The sequence below is a fragment of the Vibrio sp. ECSMB14106 genome (assembly GCF_000972265.1).
Classification (GTDB): domain Bacteria; phylum Pseudomonadota; class Gammaproteobacteria; order Enterobacterales; family Vibrionaceae; genus Vibrio; species Vibrio kanaloae.
Genome location: NZ_LAUM01000020.1, coordinates 49,299 through 69,624 on the forward strand (window position 1 = coordinate 49,299; position 20,326 = coordinate 69,624).

The following is a 20,326-nucleotide window of genomic DNA, read 5'->3' on the forward strand; positions in this document are numbered from 1 at the left end:
AGTATCGAGAATTCTAAGAATAATAACTAGGTAAGTCACACTGAATGAAACCCTCATTACAACTTAAGCTAGGCCAACAGTTAGCAATGACCCCTCAATTGCAGCAAGCGATTCGTTTGTTGCAATTGTCTACTTTAGATTTGCAACAAGAGATCCAAGAAGCACTTGAATCTAACCCACTACTCGATGTCGAAGAAGGCAATGAAGATACGCCGATATCGGAAGAAAAACCTAGCAGTGACGAGAAAGAAACAGTTGAAGCCACAGAGCAAGACTTACCTGATAGCTCTGATTTAATCGAAAAATCAGAGATTGGCAACGAACTCGAAATCGACACAACTTGGGAAGATGTCTACAGCGCAAACACTGGTAATACTGGTATTGCTATTGATGACGACATGCCCGTTTATCAAGGCGAAACCACACAAAGCTTGCACGACTATCTACTTTGGCAACTCGGCCTAACACCCTTCACTGACACTGACCGAAGTATCGCCTTCGCGCTGATCGATGCCATTGATGATTATGGCTACCTCACTGTTTCTTGTGAAGATATCCTTGAAAACTTTGATAACGAAGAGATCGAGCTTGATGAGATCGAAGCCGTTCGCAAACGAATTCAGCAATTTGACCCATTAGGCGTTGGTTCCGTGAACCTGCAAGATTGCTTGTTACTGCAACTCGCGACCTTTCCTCAAGATACCCCTTGGCTTAATGAAGCTAAGTTAGTACTTACTAGCCATATAGATCAACTAGGTAATCGTGACTATAAACTTGTCATAAAAGAAACCAAGTTGAAGGAAGCAGAACTGCGTGAGATTATGCAACTCATTCAGCAGTTGGACCCTCGCCCTGGCAGCAAAATTACACCGGATGAAACTGAATATGTGGTTCCTGATGTTTCAGTTTTCAAAGAGCTCGGTAAATGGATAGTCACCATAAACCCTGATAGCGTGCCTAAGCTTAAGGTAAATCAACAATACGCAGCTCTTGGTAGCAAAGGCAACAGCGCCGACAATCAGTACATTCGATCGAATTTGCAAGAAGCAAAGTGGCTAATTAAAAGCCTAGAAAGCCGAAATGAGACGTTACTCAAAGTTGCGAGATGCATTGTTGAACATCAGCGCGATTTCTTCGAACATGGCGAAGAGTCAATGAAGCCAATGGTCCTAAACGATGTTGCGTTAGCTGTTGAGATGCATGAATCCACAATATCCCGTGTGACGACTCAAAAGTTCATGCATACACCACGCGGCATCTTTGAGCTCAAATACTTTTTCTCGAGCCATGTTAGCACCGACAATGGTGGTGAGTGTTCATCTACAGCAATTCGTGCGCTCATTAAGAAGCTGGTCGCGGCGGAAAATACCGCGAAACCTCTCAGTGATAGTAAAATTGCTGCTTTGCTGGCTGATCAAGGAATTCAGGTAGCTCGACGTACCATAGCGAAATACCGTGAGTCTCTGGGTATTGCCCCATCAAGTCAGCGTAAACGCCTGCTGTAAAATAATTTAACTAACTATTTAATTTAGTTATAGCCATGCAACCAACTGAAAAGGAAAGTCTATGCAAATCAATATTCAAGGCCATCACGTTGATCTTACCGATTCAATGCAAGACTATGTTCACACTAAGTTAGACAAACTTGAGCGCTTTTTTGATCATATCAATAGCGTCCAGGTTGTATTACGAGTTGAGAAAGTTGATCAAATAGCAGAAGCGACTCTTCATGTTAATCAAGGAGAAATCCATGCAACAGCAACAGATGAAAATATGTATGCTGCGATTGATTCATTAGTTGATAAACTAGTCCGTCAACTCAACAAGCACAAAGAAAAGCTAAGTAGCCACTAACATGCAATTAAGCGAAGTACTTTCATTGGACTGCACTAAAAGTGCTGTCCAATGCACGAGCAAAAAAAGAGCCCTTGAACTCATCAGCCAGATTGCAGCAGAAAGCTGCGGTCAAGATTCAACAGAACTGTTTGAGTGCATGTTGAGCCGTGAAAAAATGGGCAGTACTGGTATTGGTAATGGTATCGCTATTCCTCATGCTCGTATGAGTGTCAGTGATAAAGCGATCGCAGTGCTGCTGCAATGCCAAGCTCCAATCGAATTTGACGCTATTGACAACCGCCCTGTCGACCTATTATTTGCTCTTCTTGTCCCTAGCGAACAGTGTAAGGAACACCTAAAAACCCTTTCTTGCATGGCAGAGCGCCTTAACGACAAGCAGACTCTTAAACAATTGCGTAATGCTCAAAGCGATCAAGAGCTTTATGACATCATGATTCAAGTACCACCTGGCGAGTAATAATATGCGACTCATCGTTGTAAGTGGCCAATCGGGGGCCGGTAAAAGTGTTGCGCTACGAGTCCTCGAAGACTTGGGGTATTACTGTGTCGATAACCTACCAGTAAATCTACTCAACGACTTCGTCAAATCCGTCAGTGAGATCAATCAAAACGTTGCCGTTAGTATTGATATTCGTAACCTACCGAAAGAGCCTCAATTAGTCACAGATACACTAGAACAACTAAAATCTGCCACTGATATTGACGTGAACGTTTTGTTCCTAGATGCGAGTAAGCAAACACTGCTTAAACGCTATAGCGAAACACGTAGAATTCACCCTCTATCTATTGGTCAAGAAAAGCTATCACTTGAGCAAGCTATCGATTTAGAGAAAACACTCTTGGCTCCCCTTGCAGAGCAAGCCAGCATTGTAATTGACAGCAGTGAATGCAACCTTTACGAATTGAGTGAAAAGGTTCGCTTTAAAGTGGAAGGCAAAGAGAAGCAAGAGCTGATTATTGTCTTTCAATCGTTCGGTTTTAAGTTTGGCTTACCAAGTGACGCTGACTATGTGTTTGATGTTCGCTTCTTGCCAAACCCTCACTGGGAGCCAGACCTACGACCATTAACCGGTCTTGATGCTCCGATTCATTCTTTTCTAGAAAAACACCCCGAAGTTATTGAACTCAAGCAACAGATCCAAGGCTTTGTTGAGCAGTGGTTACCAATGTTAGAGAAGAATAATCGTAGCTACCTAACGGTCGCGATTGGCTGCACTGGCGGTAAGCACCGCTCAGTTTATCTGACACAAAAAATTGGTGAGTACTTCGAACAACTTGGCCATCAAGTACAAATCAGACACGCCTCCCTAGAGAAGCACCAACAGGGCTAACCATGGAATTAACTCGAACTGTACTGATCCAAAACCGTTTGGGTCTTCACGCTAGAGCAGCCGTAAAGTTGGTTGAACTTGCACAAAGCTTTGATGCCACCATTACTATTCATAGCGAAGACGATAAGATCGCGACGGCAGACAGCGTTATGGGACTATTGATGCTGGAATCAGCACAAGGGCAACACATCACAATTCAAGCCATAGGCAGCGATTCACAGCAGGCGCTTGATGCCGTCTGTCACCTCATTGAAGATAAGTTTGATGAAGGTGAATAAGAGAAAAAGCGTTACTCACAACGCCTAATACTTAAATAAATAGCCAACCAATATTAAATATTAGTTCTACCTAAGTTAATGATTTAAATAAGCCCTAGAATTAAGTTACTATTCTAAATATTGTTAGAATAATGAGATAGGAGGAACATATGGCAGAGCAATTAGAATTTGACCAAGCTCACCAAACCCTCCAAGAAGTCAGCGAAGCCCTAGAAAATGGGCGATTTGTTCACGTACGCCGACAACTTCAGGACATGGAGCCTGAAGATATTGCACACCTTTTAGAAGCATCCCCTCGCAAAAGTCGTGATGTACTCTGGCAACTCACCGATCCTGAAGACTTCGGTGAAATTCTTGATGAATTAAACGAAGACGTCAAAGATGCTCTTGTGTCAAAAATGGCACCAGAAACATTGGCAGAAGCAACCGAAGGCATGGAAACCGATGACGTCGCGTACGTACTTCGAAGCCTACCCGACGATGTTTCTCGCGAAGTCCTTTCTCAGATGGACTCCGTTGACCGTGCTTTGGTTGAGACAGCACTATCATACCCAGAAAATTCTGCGGGTGCGTTAATGAATACCGACGTGATCACGATTCGTGGTGACGTCGATGTTGATGTTGTTTTGCGTTATCTACGTATGCGTGGTGAACTTCCGGACGCTACCGATACTTTATATGTCATCGATGAAGAAGAGCGTTTGATTGGTAACTTATCATTAACGACCCTGATCACAACACAACCGGATGTTGCAGTCTCTGAGGTGATGGAAGATGCAGACGAAGCTATCGCCGTTGAAACCAGCGCTTCCGATATTGCGAGCCTGTTTGAACGTCGTAACTGGGTTTCTGCGCCAGTTGTCGATAGTAACCAGCATCTTGTGGGCCGTATCACTATCGATGACGTGGTTGATGTTATCCGTGAAGATGCCGAACACTCAATGATGAGTATGGCGGGTATGGATGATGACGAAGATACCTTCGCACCGGTCGTAAAATCCGCTCGTCGTCGTAGCGTCTGGCTTGGTGCTAACGTACTCGCAGCACTGGCTGCGGCTTCAGTATCGAACATGTTTGAAGCAACGCTCGACCAAATGGCAGCGATTGCAGTACTGATGACGATTGTACCTTCAATGGGCGGGGTTGCCGGCAACCAAACCGTTGCTCTGGTGATTCGTGGTTTAGCGCTCGGTCATATTGGTGATAGTAACAAGCGTGAATTGCTACTTAAAGAAGCGGCTATCGGCTTCCTAAACGGCGTGTTATGGGCCGTTATCATTGGTGGTATCGTAGTAGCCTGGAAGGGTAACTGGATACTGGGAGGCATCATCTCCGCAGCGATGATGACCAACTTACTTGTCGCTGGTATTGCCGGTGTAACCATTCCGGTGATGTTGAAGAAAATGAACATCGACCCTGCACTTGCGGGCGGTATGGCTCTCACTACTGTCACCGATGTTATTGGCCTATCGGTGTTCCTAGGCTTAGCGACCATACTGATCTAGTTAGCAGAAGCAACTAGCCAATTTTTGGCGAAATACAAAAAACAGAAAGGGAGCCATCAGCTCCCTTTTTAATTCATCAAAATAGCGTTAATTAAATTACTCGCCCGCGACTTTCATCGACTCAAGCAAGATAGAACCGGTTTGAATCTGTGAACGCATTTCAACATCGTTACCGACTGCCACGATCTGATTAAACATGTCTTTTAGATTACCGGCTATCGTCACTTCCGATACTGGGTATTGGATCTCTCCGTTCTCAACCCAGAAACCTGCAGCACCACGAGAATAATCGCCCGTTACTGTGTTTACGCCTTGCCCCATCACTTCAGTGACTAGGAATCCAGTACCCAACTCTTTTAGCATCTGCTCAAAGTTTTGACCGGTCGATTTAACGAACCAGTTATGAATACCACCCGCATGACCGGTTGGTGTCATATCCATCTTACGCGCGGCATAGCTCGTTAGTAGGTAAGTAGCTAACACACCATCAGTGATGATTTCACGATCTTGAGTGTAAACACCTTCACTGTCGAACGGGCTTGAAGCCAAACCTCGTAAGATATGTGGACGCTCAGAGATATTGAACCAATCTGGCAAAATTTTCTGACCTAGATGATCCAGTAAGAACGACGACTTACGGTAAAGGTTGCCGCCACTGATTGCCATTACAAGGTGACCAATCAAGCCAGTAGCAACATCGTTAGCGAACATAATTGGGTATTGGCCTGTTGATAGCTTTTTCGCATCCAAACGGCTGATAGTCTTTTCAGCAGCCTCTTGACCTACACGCTCAGGCGTCCACAGATCGTCACGGTGACGAGCAACGGTATAGCTGTAGTCGCGTTCCATTTCACCGTTAGCGCCTTGTCCAATCACACAGCAACTCGTGCTATGGCGGCTTGAAGCGTAGCTTGCGAGTAAGCCATGGCTGTTACCGTAAACCTTAACGCCGTAATGGCTGTCGTAGCTCGCGCCATCACTTTGTTTGATCTTGTCGCTATAAGCTAGCGCTTGCTTCTCAGCAGCAATTGCAATCTCAGCAGCATAGTCAGGGTTTGGTTCATCAGGGTGGAAAAGATCCAAATCTGGAATTTCTTTAACCATGTACTCTTTTGCTGCCGGACCAGCAAATGGGTCTTCAGATGTGTACTGAGCGATATCAAGCGCAGCCGCTACCGTTTGAGCAATCGCCTTTTCACTTAGATCGGATGTAGATGCGCTGCCTTTTTTCTGGCCACGGTAAACAGTAATACCTAGCGCACCATCACTATTAAATTCAACGTTTTCCACTTCACACATACGTGTTGAAACACTTAAACCCGTTGACTTAGTAATAGCAACTTCAGCGGCGTCGGCACTCACAGAGGCCATGTCCAATGCTTTTGCTACTGCGGCTTCTAGCTCAACTCTTTGCTGAGCGACTTGCTGTTTTACATCCATATCTATTCTAATTTTGTAGGTCAATATTACGTAGGATAACAAGAATTTCGCTTTCTCCCCAAGATTCTTGCTAAAATAGGCAATATATTCGTTTGAGATAGTGACATAGGCAGAAAAGATGGCTCGCAAAAACCAAAAAGCCCCATGGGAACCAGAAGAAGAAATCATCTGGGTAAGTAAGACAGAAATGAAAACCGACATGGATGCCCTGCAAAAGCTGGGAGAAGAGCTTGTTGGTTTAAAGCCTTCTGTATTAGACAAGTTTCCTCTGTCTGAAGATTTGGCACAAGCGATAAAAGATGCACAACGCTTTAAAAATGAAGCGAAGCGTCGTCAACTTCAATACATTGGTAAAGTAATGCGTAGTGTCGATCCTGAGCCAATTCAAGCGGCTTTGGATAAAGTACGTAACAAGCACTCACAAGCAACCGCTGAGCTGCATAAGCTTGAACAACTGCGTGACCGTGTTGTAGCTGAAGGCGATACTGCCATTTCAGACGTTATGGAGATGTACCCTGAAGCAGACCGTCAACGTCTTCGTCAGCTAGCGCGTCAAGCTAACAAAGAAAAATCAGCGAACAAGCCAGCCAAAGCTTCTCGTGAAATTTTTCAAATCTTAAAAGAGCTAAAGTTAGGCGACTAATCCTCGTCTCGCTTTACTTATAAAGATAATAAAAGACCTAGCGCATGCTAGGTCTTTTTGCTTTCTACGTACTCAATATCAAGAGATATTAAACAAGATTGGTGAATCGTCACTCACCCGCTTTAACAAACGAGCTTAGCTCTTGCTGTGGATGGTCAGCCGTCAGTGTCTCTATCGAATCTTCAACCAACACCTTACCTAGCGCCACAAACACAAACTTATTGGCGATACTACGTGCGTCACCTAAATGGTGAGTCACCATCAAAACCGTAATATTGCGCTCTGCTGCTAATCGCCTCACTAAGCTCAACATCTCTTCACGAAGCAAAGGGTCAAGCGCCGAAAAAGGTTCATCAAGCAGCCAAATGTCGTGTGGTTGAACAAAACAACGCGCCAGTGCGACACGCTGACGTTGGCCGCCAGATAAATGTTCAGGCAGCCTATCTAAATACTCTGCAACACCTACTTGTGCAGCGGCTTGCTCAACATCGAGCTTTTGGGTTGCGGTAAGCTTTAACCCCGGATGTAAGCCTAAGCCAATATTTTCACGCACCGTGAGGTGAGCAAATAGATTGTGTTCTTGGAACAACATCGCCAATGGACGCTGATGCGCTTCTTTGCCAATCAGCGATTGTCCTGCTACCGATATCTCACCCGATGTCGGCTCAATAAACCCAGCAACCAATGCGAGTAGCGTTGATTTACCCGCACCACTAGGCCCCATCAAAGCAACAATATCACCCTGTTCTGCTTGGAAATCAAAACTAAACAACTCTTGGTGATAGTGGTAATCCACCTCTTTCATCACTAACATCATCGGTTCCTTAACTCTTTAGCTTTGAGCTTCGAGTAAACAAAAATTCAATCAGACTAAAGCTGCCCACACTCAATAACAGTAAACTCACTGAAACCACCGCAGCCGCTTCCATTTGATAGCTGCCTAACAATTGGAATAGATACAAAGGCAGAGTTCTAAAATCGTGACTACCAAACAAGGCAATAGCACTTAAGTCGCCCATCGCCAACATAAAGCTGATAGAGAAAGCCTGCGCCATTGGCTTGCGAAGTGCACGCCATTCCACCAGCCTAAAGCGAGTGAATCCTGTCATTCCTAAGCTTGCACACACATACTGATACTGCTGAGAAAGATGCAGCATAGGTTGAGCCAAGGTTTTAATCACATAAGGCAGCGCCATCAAACTGTTTACTGCAATCACAATAAAGAATGCCAAGCTAAACACATCGGTAAAGGAACGCAGTAATAAAAAGAGACCAGTACTAATCACTAAGCCCGGCGTCACTAAAATAATAGTACCAATCAGTTCGATTTTATCGGCTCGAAAGTTCTTGTTCTGCAAACGCCATGCGCGACTGGTCAGGAGTATCGCAATACCAATACCAACGGCGATAATGCTTGCGAGGGAAGCGACACGAACCGAGGTCATTAACGCAGCCCAGAACGGATCACTGCTCAGCACTATCAAAGCTTGTGAGTTAATGCCACTGAATATGACCATGGCTAGTGGCGGCAATACCAGCATTGAGACAACTATGATCCAAAAGCTATCCCAAGCTTTTGACCACCAGCTGTCCTTAACCAGATATTTCTCTTCCGACAGTTGGCTGGCTGTTACGGAGATAGGTTTAGACAAGCGCTGAATACTCACCGCTAATACGCCACACAACAACATTTGCCATATCGCGAGTAACGCGCCAGCCTGCAGGTCAAAGTCGAATTTAATCGCTTGATAGATGGCCAGTTCGATAGTGGTTGATTTAGGGCCTCCACCAAGAGCCATCACGGTAGCAAAGCTGGTGAAGCACAGCATGAAGACCAACCCGCACACATGCGGCAGTTGCTGTCTTAGCCTCGGCCATTCAACCCATTTAAATTTATTCCAATGGCTCATACCTAAGTGAGCACACAGCTTGTGCTGCTCGGCAGGCACAGTATCTAAAGCTTGTAAAAGCAAACGACTAGCATAAGGTAAATTGAAGAAGACGTGCGCCAACAAAATACCATTCAAGCCATAAATCGAGAATGGTAGCTCAATGTCGAAGTTTGCCAAAAACTTAGCTAACCAACCACTGTTGCCGTAAATCGCCAATAAGCCAAAGACACCAACTAACACAGGTAGAACCAAGGTCGACGCGAACAGCCTTAACAACAAAGCGCGTCCAAAAAATTGTCTACGACACAGGGCGTGAGCGATAGGTATAGCAAAGCCAACACTCAGAAAAGTTGAGAGTGTCGCCTGATAAAAACTGAATTTCGTTACATGCCAATAGTAAGGATCGGACCATACTTGGCTGATATCAAGAGAAGGGGCATTGCTAAGCAATGCCCCAACTGCTGAAACCACGAAGGCGGTAATGAGTATCGCAACCCAAACCCCGACCTTAGGTGTTTTCTTTATCATAAATTGATTTTTTACCGTAAATGGTTCATTCCAAACATAACGAATGAACCTTTAAATACAGAAAGCTAGTTTTTAAAAGTACGTTAGAAAGCTCATTTTCTTAAATAGTCAGTTAAAAAGTAAGCGCACTCTGCCATTCACGAATCCAAGGCTTACGCTTCTCGGCGATCTCTTCAGAGCTAAAACTCAGTGCTTTCTGTGGAACTGTTAACTGCTCAAAGCCTTTTGGTAGCTCGACACCCGTTACTGGGTACATCCAGTTACCTGTCGGCATCGCCGATTGGAATTCATCACTTAGGATAAACGCCATAAACTCATCAGCAAGCTTTTCGTTGTTGCTGCCTTTAACCTTAGCGGCCACTTCGACTTGAGTGTAATGCCCTTCTTCAAAGCTCGCTGCTGCGTACTTAGAATCGTTCTCTGCAATGATATGATAAGCCGGAGACGTAGTGTAAGACAGAACCAAGTCAGACTCACCTTCTAGGAACATAGAGTAAGCTTCAGACCAACCTTTGGTTACCGTCACGGTTTTTTGAGCCAGCTTCTTCCAAGCTGTCGTTGCTTCGTCACCGTAAACCGATTTCATCCATAGCATCATGCCTTGACCAGGTGTTGAAGTACGTGGATCTTGGTAGATAACCTTGAGATCATCACGCTGCTCAACCAACTCTTTCAGGCTCTTAGGCGGGTTTGCTAGTTTCTCTGTGTTATAGACAAAGGCAAAGTAACCAAAGTCATAAGGTACAAAGGTCTTGTCATCCCAGCCATTAGGCAGTGTTACTGATGACGTATCAACCTTGTGTTCCGCCAATAATCCCGTCGCTTTCGCTTCAGCCATCAGGTTGTTGTCGAGACCTAGCAAGATATCGGCTTTGCTGTTGCCGCCTTCAAGACGCAAGCGGTTCAGAATCGACACACCATCTTCTAGCGCGACAAAATTCACATCACAGCCACACTTCTCTTCGAATGCTTTCTCTACGGCAGGACGAGGGCCCCAATCCGCTGCAAAAGAATCATAGGTGTATACGGTCAAAGTGTTATCTGCAGCAAAGGCAGAAAAAGAGATCGCTGTAGTAACAGCAAGGGTAGTTAATGTGAATTTCACTGGACGCTCTCCATGGTCTGAGCGGCACAGGTTTGAGGGAGGAGAACGGTAGAAGTTGTTCCTAACTCAATTCCTACGCCAGCATTATCTGGTTCAGGTTTACGGGTCCCAAGCGCCTGCTTGATCTCAGCTCGCATTCATTATTTGAATGGTCAGCTCCCCGATGAGTGTTCAGAATTGTAATTCGAACTTTAACAATAAGCTATCAAGTTTGGATTAATTACGTTGATCGTAGCCCCAACGTGGCACTAAACCTTGATCAATACCAAGATGATCCAAAATGCGCGCCACCATAAAATCAACCAGATCTTCAATCGACTTAGGTTGGTGATAAAAACCTGGAGCGGCAGGCATGATTGTCACGCCCATGGTTGAGAGTTTGTGCATGTTCTCTAGGTGCAGAGTCGAAAATGGTGTTTCACGCACCACCAACAACAGTTGGCCTCGCTCTTTCATGACGACATCTGCAGCTCGTTCAATCAAGTTATCCGATAAACCATGAGCAATTGACGCCAAACTTCCCGCAGAGCATGGACATACCACCATCTGCTTCGGCGCAGCAGAACCAGATGCAACCGGTGAGAACCAATCATCTTTGCCACACACCATCAACTTTTCTGGGTCGCAGCCTAGATGCTTAACCAAGGCTTGTTTCGCCGCTTCCGGTCCAGCAGGTAACTTAAGTTCATGCTCGGTCGCTAAGACTACTCGCGCTGCCGACGATATCATCAAATAGACCTGATAATCGGCCGCCAAAAGGCATTCAAGTAAACGCAGTCCATAAGGCGCACCAGATGCGCCAGTGAAAGCAAGAGTTATCGCTTTATCGTGTTTTGTCATGTTCTCAATTACTTCAAATTATAAAGCCGTGAATCAGTTAAGCTTTGAGTGCCAATCCATCCAACAGCTTTTGATGAATACCACCAAAGCCACCGTTACTCATTACCAAGATTTGGTCACCCACTTGTGCCTCTGAGACAATTCTAGCAACGAATGCATCCATGTCATCACTTACATGGGCGGGTTGATGGCACGCATCGGCAACATCTTGTACTGACCAATCAATGTTATCCGGTTGGAATAAGTAGGTAGAATCCGCCTGTTTGAGCGAATCAGCCAAGGTTTCTTTGTGCACACCACGCTTCATGGTGGCAGAGCGAGGCTCTAGAACGGCAATGATTTTTTTCGTGTCGACCTTATTACGTAAACCACCGAGCGTAAGTTCAATTGCCGTTGGATGATGAGCAAAATCATCATAAATAGAGACACCAGCAACCTCACCTTTAAACTCCAAACGACGTTTGGTATTGATGAAGTTCGCCAGCGATTCACACGCTAAATCAGGCGTCACACCCACATGTCTGGCTGCCGCAATCGCCATCAAAGCATTACTAACGTTATGATCACCAACCAAATCCCAGTCGACGGTTCCAATACATTCGCCTTGGAAGTACACCTCAAATTTAGAGCCGTCTTTAACCCGCTTCTTGGTATCCCAATCACCGAGTTCACCACTCGATTCCGTCTCACTCCAGCAACCGCGAGCTAGAACATCTTGGATCGCGATGTCTTGCTTCGGTGAAAAAATGCGGCCGTTGCTTGGCACAGTACGCACTAAATGATGAAACTGACGCTTGATCGCTTCAAGATCATCGAAGATATCGGCATGATCGAACTCTAAGTTATTTATGACTAAAGTTCTTGGGTGATAATGAACGAACTTAGATCGTTTATCGAAAAAAGCACTGTCATATTCGTCGGCTTCCACCACGAAGAACATACTTTCACCAAGACGAGCAGAGATACCAAAGTTACCCAACACACCGCCAACTAAAAAGCCCGGCGCATAGCCACAGTCTTCCAAGATCCAAGCCAGCATGCTCGATGTTGTCGTCTTGCCATGCGTGCCTGATACCGCCAGAACCCAACGGTCATGCAGCAAGAACTCTTGCAACCACTGTGGGCCTGATGTGTATCTAAGGTTGTTATTCAAGACATACTCAACGCACGGATTACCACGGCTCATTGCATTGCCGATCACCACGAGATCCGGCCTTGGTTCTAACTGGCTAGGATCGAACCCTTCAATAATTTCAATCCCTTGAGATTCCAACAAAGTACTCATTGGAGGGTAAACATTCGCGTCACTACCTGTAACCTTGTGCCCTAATTGACGAGCCAGTACTGCAGCACCACCCATGAAGGTGCCACAAACTCCTAAGATATGAATATGCATAAATTGCTTCCAAACGCTTGGCTAAATGAACCATGTCTAAATCAAACTACTGCACTCATTATCATGAAATGGCAATTAAAAGCGAGTAGCAATGCAAAACAAATGAAGTCGACATAGTAAGTGAGATCTGTGTCGCTTAGTTCATTACCATTAAAAAGATCTAAGCCGTAGAATTTAGGTAAGTGTCTAGATGAATAAAGCCCACACAAGAGGCAAGTTCTACAGTGCTCAAATCCCCCCTAATATTCAGAGAAGTTTAAGGAAATAACATGTCTGAGATGCGCACCCTTGGTGAGTTCATTGTTGAAAAACAAAGTGACTTCCCCCATGCAAGTGGTGATCTATCATCCCTTTTGTCATCAATTCGCCTTGCTGCAAAAATTGTTAACCGAGAAATCAACAAAGCAGGTCTTGTCGACATTACTGGCGCTGTTGGTACAGACAACGTTCAAGGTGAAGAGCAACAGAAGCTAGACCTTTACGCGAACGATAAATTTAAAGCGGCTCTTGAAGCTCGTGACCAAGTTTGTGGTGTAGCAAGTGAAGAAGAAGACGAAGCGGTAGCCTTCAATAAAGAGCTCAATAAAAACGCAAAATACGTTGTTTTGATGGATCCACTCGATGGCTCTTCAAACATCGATGTGAATGTCTCGGTTGGTACAATTTTCTCTATCTACCGTCGAGTATCACCGATTGGTACCCCACCAACACAGGAAGATTTTCTACAACCTGGCCACAAACAAGTAGCCGCTGGTTACGTGATTTACGGCTCTTCAACCATGTTGGTGTATACAACAGGGGCAGGTGTAAATGGTTTTACCTATGACCCATCACTGGGTACATTCTGTCTATCTCATGAAAATATGATGATTCCAGACGAAGGTAAGATCTACTCTATCAACGAAGGAAACTACATCCGCTTCCCTACTGGTGTGAAAAAATACATCAAATACTGTCAAGAAAGTGAGCCTAGTGATAACCGTCCATACACGTCACGTTACATCGGCTCTTTGGTTTCTGATTTCCACCGTAACCTACTTAAAGGCGGTATATACTTATACCCAAGCACAGAAAGCCACCCTCAAGGTAAGCTACGCCTACTTTATGAGTGCAACCCTATTGCCTTCATTATGGAGCAAGCTGGCGGTATCGCTTCTGATGGTGCACAGCGCATCATGGACATCAAGCCAACAGAATTACACCAACGTGTACCATTCTTTGTAGGTTCAAAGAACATGGTGAGAAAAGTAGAAGAGTTTCTTGAGCTTAACCGAGACTAAACCTCTCGTTTACTCCTCAAAATAACGTCATTAAAAAAGCCAGCATTCACATGCTGGCTTTTTGTTGGATATTTAGAATATAGAGCGACTACGGGTTGTTCCACTTATACCAATCACAGTAAGTAAGTGATCAAAAATAACGCAAGAAAAAAGATTGAGAACAAGGCTGCTCTTTTCAATAAATAGTTTCGATAAGTAGTTATTCTACAATCAAAAAATCTAACGACGTTATCGAGATTTTTAACAAGCTAGGGTGAACAGTTATTTACTACGATTGGTATTACACCAGTCACCCGAAAGTATTTCTTTATTAGCTGTTAGCTCAAGTTGATACAAATATACCCACGCTAATCCAAATATAGTCTCTATTTGCTCGCGACGATACTCAACAGGAACATCTTCTAGCCGGTCAAGCGAGGCTAGAACTTCATCGTTAATGACATAGACTTCGCCAGCAACACTTTTACTTCCACAAGTTAGAGCTGGATACGCGCCTAAATCGAACAGAGCAAATTCCTTAGGAGTATCAAAGCGCCCCAACAACTCGCAATCCTGCACATAGTGGTGATTGGACTGGCCTTGTCTCAAGGTGCCATATACAAAAACAAGATGTCGCATATACACTCCATAGCCTATTCACATTTGCACATCGACGAACTCACAAAGCCGCTACTCGAATTCAAACTGATATAACAGGTCAACGGCACTGTCTAGGCCAGATACCGCTTCAACATAAAGGTCCTGCATTAATCGGTAACGAACGGTAAACTCACCTAAAGAGTTAAAAATACCGACACCATACTTCACCTGCAAGCCAGGCAGAATGTAGCCACTGACTGTTACTTGAGAGTCATCACCTGAACCGGCAGTGTCCAGTTGTAAATCTTGTACACCAAATGCCTCACCGATTTCGCCAACAACCTTACCGCTTTTCGCCAAACTCAAGCCAATTAAGGTAGTCGTCATCGAACCATTCGACTCTCCATCTATATCTTGACCACGCAAAATATAAGACAGCGCGTTGGCTTGCGGCATGGCAGGATCAGAATAAATCTCGATGGCTGGCTCTGCCGCTGGGCCCGTAACTCGAATCCCTGCGATCACGTCATCCTGAGTATTATCCGGATTACGTATTGCATTTATCGCTACGTATGGCTGATCTGGCGGTCCATTCATCAAAATTTTACCCTCTTTGATCAACAGGTCTTGTCCGAATGATCGGTAAGTACCACCCACAATGTTTACTTCACCTGTGATAAACGGCCCTTGGTCTTTTTGAGCGACATTAAGCTTACCGACTAAACCGCCTTCTAGGCCGAACGCAGAAAGTTTAAAGTCATCACCGATAGAGATATTAATATTGGTCATCACATCAAATGGGATCGTGTCTTCGCTTTCCGGCTCAAGGTCTTTATTCAAGATAACTTGATCAGAAGAGACGCCAACGGCAGACGGTGGTAAGTCTTCGACAACAATGCGTCCCCATGGTAATGCAATATCACCAGTGATTTTTGCCAATTCTGGGGTGACATCAATAGTCATATCAGGCACAACCTTAACCTTAACCATCGGTGGAATATCGACCATTAACTCATCAGCGAAGACTCTAACGTTAGAGTGCCATGCTTTAAGATCTTGCCAATCCCCATTCCCCTCTATATCAAGATGACCATCAGGCGTTTCAACATTCGCATCCAGTTTTGCACTATAACCATCAAAGTCGAGGTCGATACGGCCATCTTGAACATCAATAGGCGTTACATCACCTTTAACTTGAATACCATCAACAGAGAACTGACCAAAGACTTGAGGATGCATCAAAGAGCCTTTTACTTTTAAATCACTCTCAAGGTCGGCCTTCAATAAGCTGTATTCACCGAGAATTGGTTGTAAGAAATCAAGATGGAACGTGGTCAGCTTAATGGCAGCATCGACCATTTTGTCTTCGGCAAGAATATTCGGCAACGACACCGTGCCAGACAGGTCACCATTGTCGGAAACATCCAACTTAAAGTCGGCATCCAGTTTGTTGTCTTTCAGTTGGGCATTCAATGCAACGCTTTCCCAACCTAGTGTGATGGGCTCACCGACTTGTTGCACAACCTGACCTTTCGGCATATCAACGCTTACCGTAACCTCAGGCTCACCTTGCTCCGACCATTTAGCATGAGCGGTCGCATTCACTAAGCCCTGTAGTTGCGTCTCTTTAGGCACAAAAGCTTTAATCTGTTCGAAGTTGAATTGGTTGATCGCCAATTTCGCCTCACCCGATTTTCCAACACGAACGTCTTCATCCAGACACACACTCGAACCCGATTGATTCCAACAGTGTGCTTGAACATCGGCAAACTGCTTATCAACATTCGCCTTTATCGCGACAGGTTGATCTAACACCCAAGGGCCTTGCTGAGTGGTAATTTTGACTCTGTCTAACGAGCCATCCCAAATAAGAGAAGGTTTTTGAATCAATTCACCAGAAATCGCTAAGCTTGTCGACACGATGTCAGATATCACATCAAGTGTTACCGTATGCTTCTTCTCACCGCCACTCACCGTTAAGTCGATACTTTCAACGCTTTGCTCTTGATAGGTTAAGTTCTTGGCTTTTAATACCAGATCAGCTTGAGCTTCAGGTAATGGTAGTGGAACCACAGAGCCATTGAGCGACAACGACTCAAGTGTTGCCTCGCTATTCCAATCAACCTTATCGACATTTAAAGCAAGATCGACCTTCGGCTCTTTCGTTGGGCCGCTCAGTTGGATGTTACCGATCACTCGACCTTTCAACTCGGGGATACTTTTTAGAAGATCAGGGACGTAAATTTCAACGCCCATGTCCCATTGCTGATCAAGCTGACCCAAAGCCTTAATTGAGTTAACACCGTGAGCCAAACTCAAACCACTGGTCTTCAGTTTAGGTTCACCGCTCGCACTACGATCCGACGCCGACAACTGGCCTTCGATATCCAGAGGATACTCTCGCAAGATCCCTTCAATATCCAATTTAGGCAGTTCAATCGCCCAGCCGCCCGCTTCCGTCAACTCACCCGAGGTGACGATGCTTCCGCTAATGTTGCCCTCGGCTTCAGGCCACTGCAGACCCGGTTGAATATCTTTGAGTGTTACATCAGCTTGCCAGTTAACGAGATTTTTCCAGTTCGCTTTAACGACACCGTTAAGTTCACCGCCTAACGTGTTCAGCTTAAGACGCTCGAGCTCAATCTGTTCCGTCGTGCCTTTGCCCTGTAGATCGATGGCTAACTCAGGAATCTCCTTACCATCGGCTTCACCTTTAAGTAGAACATTGAAACCATCTAGTGAACCATCGGCTTTGAATTGCTCAATTGTCGCTTGGTAATCGCTTTTTCCGGTAAGGGGCCACTGCGCTTGCCCGCCCTCTAAAAGAAGATCAAATGGCAGAGTCGGCTCTAAGGGTTGAATATCCCCAGACAACTTTGCCTCAATCAATTCAGAAAACTGGGAATCTAGGTTTAGCTTGGCCACACTCCCTTGTGCTTTCAGTGATAATTTCTGGCCTGCTAGATCGGTTTCTTTAACCAACGCCTCCAAAGAAAGATCTAACGGGTAACCTTCTTTCAGCTCAACCTTTGCTGCAAGATTAGCGCTTGCTTGTGGCATATCGAGTTCTAAAGTTGAAACATCGACCGTATGTTTGCCTGCCTTAGCTTCGAGGCCAAGGTGGTTGACGATAATTGGAGTTTCTTGCTCTAAAGTAAAACGGTTTAGGTCAAAACGCTCCAGCACAACCTGTAAAGGAATCCAGACTTCAGGCAGCTCGATCGCTGTTTTAGCGGTTGATCCTGGTTCGACCGCTTCTGCTTGCGTTTCTTCCTCCGATTCAGCAAGTTGAACTTTCAGATCATTGAATAAGGTTGGCGATACCGTCAGCTTTTCACCCTGCATGCTTAGAGCTGTTGAGAACAAGCTCCATTCGATTTCATGACCCAAGATATTCAGTTTAATATCAGACAAAGCGACGCGATTGATCACTATAGGTAAAGGTGTTTTCACCGATGTCACTGGCGGAGCCGGTTCTGTTTCTTCTGTAGAGGCAGGGGGTAATTCAGTAAATGCGAAGTCTAAACCTTGAATCGTTAAACGGTCGACACACAACTTAGGGTCGAGTACACAGCGAGGATTAATAGCCAGTACCAGTTTTTTAACTTTGGTATCAATATGAAGGCTATCATCTTTAAACTTCACATTATTAAGCGTAAAACTTGGGAACAGTGCTCCTTTGGTGCTTTCCACTTCAAGTTGTGGCAATGCTTTTTCAGCGCCCCACAACACTGTGTTCAGCCCTGGATTGGTGAACAAAACAAAACCGAGTAGGGCTATCAACAACAGCAAAATAGACGTCAAAGAAATCGACGTCCACTTAATGCATTTGCCCATCACTTTGATCATAATTCTGGCCCTAAACTAAAGTGCAGTTGGAACTCATCGCCTTTCTTCGCATCTAGTCCCCAAGCAAAATCTAAACTCACAGGACCAACAGGCGACGCCCAGCGAACACCCACACCAGTACCATGTTTCCATTCAGGTTTATCATTGAATGCATCACCAATATCGTAGAAGGCTGCTCCCCACCAATTACCAACCAATCTGTATTGGTATTCAAATGAGCTGGTGGCAATGTATTTTGCCCCCGTTAGTGCGCCACTTTCATCACGAGGAGAGATAGATTCATAACCATAACCACGAATACTATTGTCACCACCGGCAAAGAACCTTAGTGAGGGAGACAACTTATCAAATTCATCGGCAAAGTTACCGCCGAATTGAAGCTGAGTTAAGCCTCGGTGATTGTCACCAATGCTGCGAATCCATGCCGTTTGTCCCTGAAAACGCACCACTCGAGTTTCAGACAACAAGGTGTCATCTGCAGCTTCAACCATGATGGTTTGTTTATCGCCCCACATTGGCATCGAGCCACCACGAGTTCGAGTTCTTGAGAAAGAGATGCCCGGCAACACGAATTGCGCTAAGTCATCTTGCAGACCTTGCTCATAGTTTTCGAGCAAATATCGAATAAACACAGTGCGCTGCCAGCCATTATCAAGACGCCAATATCTTTCTAACGCTAAGTTTGACTCCAAACTCTTAGTGTCACGGTTATCTAAATTCTTCATTCCGTACTTAACTTGATAATAATCATTAAGAACATCATCTAGCGGGATTTTATAAGTCGCGGTTATAGTCTGCTCAGGCTTAGAAATTGACAGACTACTATTGAAACTGTGACCACTGGCGTTAACCCACGGTTTCTTCCATTTGAGAGTGCCTTTTACACCAAGGTCGGTTGATACACCGATACCCGTTTCGATTTGGTTACGCGATTGTGGAGCAAGGCTCACCTTCATCGGAATTTCACGGCCTTCGCCCAATTGACTTAAATCAGGTTCAACAAACACAGAAGAGAACCAATCCGTATTGGACAGGTTTTGGTTATACTCGCCGACTTTAGTAATCGAGTAAGCATCTCCATCTTTAAAAGGCTTAAGAGATTGAACTTTATCTTCCTCGATCTGGCTACCAGTCACCTTCGTTTCACCAAAGTGGTAGCGAATACCACTGTTGTAATGCAATCGAACATATGCACGATTAAGTTCCGGGGCGACTTCGAGTTTACTCACTTCATAAGTTCCATCAAAGTAACCTTTCGCCAAGCCAAGGTTACGCACTGAAGACTTTAACGAATCGTAATTACCATGATTGAGAACCGAGCCTTTAGACAAGTTACTTTTTGCCACTAAAGCCAAAAAGTCGGGATCATCTTTTGCTTCTCCGCTGAGCACGATATCAGATGTATAAATTAGAACAGGCTCGCCCGGTTCAACAGACACAATAAGCTCAGAATCATCTTCAGCTCGAGAGAATGTAATACTAGGTTGGTAATAGCCCAAAGCATTAAGCGCTTCTTGAATCATGGATTCCAAGCGTGATTGGAACCTAAGCGAAACTGAATACTCATCTTCGGGAATGGCACTTAAATAAGCATCCACATTGTCTTCAAGCGCACCTTTAACCCCTTCAATTCTAAGGGATACATCAGCGTAAGTGAGTGTCGAGGACAGTAGAGTGCCAATCAGAACTGGTAAAGTTATTCTTATCATGTTTAATTGGTTGAAGAAGTTATCAGTACGTAAATGAGTGAAAATAAATCATACCGTTAAAAGGGCACTGAGTCTGTAATAAATCCAGTCATAA

Annotated in this window: 17 protein-coding genes and 1 riboswitch; of the genes, 8 read left to right on the plus strand and 9 right to left on the minus strand. The window is 44.8% G+C overall.

The window, feature by feature from the left end:
* Positions 1-44 precede the first annotated feature (44 nt).
* The 6 genes from WR49_RS14100 (at position 45) to mgtE (ending at position 4,971) form a co-directional block, all read left to right on the plus strand.
* On the plus strand, positions 45-1,505 hold the full coding sequence (locus WR49_RS14100; RefSeq protein WP_046224444.1) for an RNA polymerase factor sigma-54: 1,461 nt from the start codon (positions 45-47) through the stop codon (positions 1,503-1,505).
* Positions 1,506-1,566: 61 nt separating this feature from the next.
* Complete coding sequence (hpf, locus tag WR49_RS14105; RefSeq protein ID WP_017055328.1) at positions 1,567-1,854, plus strand: ribosome hibernation promoting factor; 288 nt, start codon at positions 1,567-1,569, stop codon at positions 1,852-1,854.
* Position 1,855: 1 nt separating this feature from the next.
* On the plus strand, positions 1,856-2,314 hold the full coding sequence (gene ptsN / locus WR49_RS14110) for a PTS IIA-like nitrogen regulatory protein PtsN (protein ID WP_046224445.1): 459 nt from the start codon (positions 1,856-1,858) through the stop codon (positions 2,312-2,314).
* A gap of 4 nt (positions 2,315-2,318) precedes the next feature.
* The gene (rapZ, locus tag WR49_RS14115) at positions 2,319-3,188 is read left to right on the plus strand and encodes an RNase adapter RapZ (protein ID WP_046224446.1); all 870 of its coding nucleotides are present in this window, start codon (positions 2,319-2,321) and stop codon (positions 3,186-3,188) included.
* Positions 3,189-3,190: 2 nt separating this feature from the next.
* Entirely contained in the window at positions 3,191-3,466 is a 276-nt protein-coding gene (locus tag WR49_RS14120; RefSeq protein WP_017055331.1) for an HPr family phosphocarrier protein, read from the plus strand.
* Between the two features lie 149 nt (positions 3,467-3,615).
* Positions 3,616-4,971, plus strand: coding sequence for a magnesium transporter (mgtE, locus tag WR49_RS14125; RefSeq protein ID WP_046224447.1), 1,356 nt, complete (start codon positions 3,616-3,618; stop codon positions 4,969-4,971).
* A gap of 96 nt (positions 4,972-5,067) precedes the next feature.
* Here the strand turns inward: mgtE and pmbA are convergent, their stop codons facing one another.
* Entirely contained in the window at positions 5,068-6,411 is a 1,344-nt protein-coding gene (pmbA, locus tag WR49_RS14130; RefSeq protein ID WP_046224448.1) for a metalloprotease PmbA, read from the minus strand.
* Between the two features lie 118 nt (positions 6,412-6,529).
* Between pmbA and yjgA the strand changes: the two genes are divergently transcribed.
* Positions 6,530-7,054 carry a ribosome biogenesis factor YjgA gene (gene yjgA / locus WR49_RS14135; protein WP_010435062.1) on the plus strand — a complete coding sequence of 175 codons (525 nt, stop codon included), beginning with the start codon at positions 6,530-6,532 and terminating at the stop codon, positions 7,052-7,054.
* A 109-nt stretch (positions 7,055-7,163) separates the two neighbouring features.
* Here yjgA and thiQ read toward each other — a convergent pair whose 3' ends face one another.
* From thiQ to mpl, 5 genes are all read right to left on the minus strand, one after another.
* Complete coding sequence (gene thiQ, locus WR49_RS14140) at positions 7,164-7,868, minus strand: thiamine ABC transporter ATP-binding protein (protein ID WP_046224449.1); 705 nt, start codon at positions 7,866-7,868, stop codon at positions 7,164-7,166.
* A 10-nt stretch (positions 7,869-7,878) separates the two neighbouring features.
* Positions 7,879-9,474 carry a thiamine/thiamine pyrophosphate ABC transporter permease ThiP gene (gene thiP, locus WR49_RS14145; protein ID WP_046224450.1) on the minus strand — a complete coding sequence of 532 codons (1,596 nt, stop codon included), beginning with the start codon at positions 9,472-9,474 and terminating at the stop codon, positions 7,879-7,881.
* 112 nt (positions 9,475-9,586) lie between these two features.
* Positions 9,587-10,579: a thiamine ABC transporter substrate binding subunit gene (gene thiB, locus WR49_RS14150; protein ID WP_046224451.1), complete on the minus strand. Its 993-nt coding sequence runs from the start codon at positions 10,577-10,579 to the stop codon at positions 9,587-9,589.
* Between the two features lie 53 nt (positions 10,580-10,632).
* A riboswitch (TPP riboswitch) is annotated at positions 10,633-10,752 on the minus strand.
* A gap of 43 nt (positions 10,753-10,795) precedes the next feature.
* Complete coding sequence (locus WR49_RS14155) at positions 10,796-11,419, minus strand: flavin prenyltransferase UbiX (RefSeq protein ID WP_017055338.1); 624 nt, start codon at positions 11,417-11,419, stop codon at positions 10,796-10,798.
* A 37-nt stretch (positions 11,420-11,456) separates the two neighbouring features.
* Positions 11,457-12,815, minus strand: a complete 1,359-nt coding sequence (gene mpl, locus WR49_RS14160; RefSeq protein WP_046224452.1) for a UDP-N-acetylmuramate:L-alanyl-gamma-D-glutamyl-meso-diaminopimelate ligase — start codon at positions 12,813-12,815, stop codon at positions 11,457-11,459.
* 269 nt (positions 12,816-13,084) lie between these two features.
* Here mpl and fbp point away from each other — a divergent pair, with 269 nt between their 5' ends.
* A complete protein-coding gene (fbp, locus tag WR49_RS14165) occupies positions 13,085-14,095 on the plus strand; it encodes a class 1 fructose-bisphosphatase (RefSeq protein ID WP_017055341.1) in 1,011 nt (336 codons plus the stop codon).
* Positions 14,096-14,356: 261 nt separating this feature from the next.
* Here the strand turns inward: fbp and WR49_RS14170 are convergent, their stop codons facing one another.
* The 3 genes from WR49_RS14170 to tamA are packed head-to-tail and all read right to left on the minus strand — an operon-like array spanning position 14,357 to position 20,232.
* Positions 14,357-14,713 carry a gamma-glutamylcyclotransferase family protein gene (locus tag WR49_RS14170; protein ID WP_046224453.1) on the minus strand — a complete coding sequence of 119 codons (357 nt, stop codon included), beginning with the start codon at positions 14,711-14,713 and terminating at the stop codon, positions 14,357-14,359.
* 51 nt (positions 14,714-14,764) lie between these two features.
* Entirely contained in the window at positions 14,765-18,523 is a 3,759-nt protein-coding gene (gene tamB, locus WR49_RS14175) for an autotransporter assembly complex protein TamB (protein ID WP_046224454.1), read from the minus strand.
* Positions 18,520-20,232: an autotransporter assembly complex protein TamA gene (gene tamA / locus WR49_RS14180; protein ID WP_046224455.1), complete on the minus strand. Its 1,713-nt coding sequence runs from the start codon at positions 20,230-20,232 to the stop codon at positions 18,520-18,522. The genes tamB and tamA overlap by 4 nt, the downstream gene beginning before the upstream one ends.
* Between the last annotated feature and the right edge of the window lie 94 nt (positions 20,233-20,326).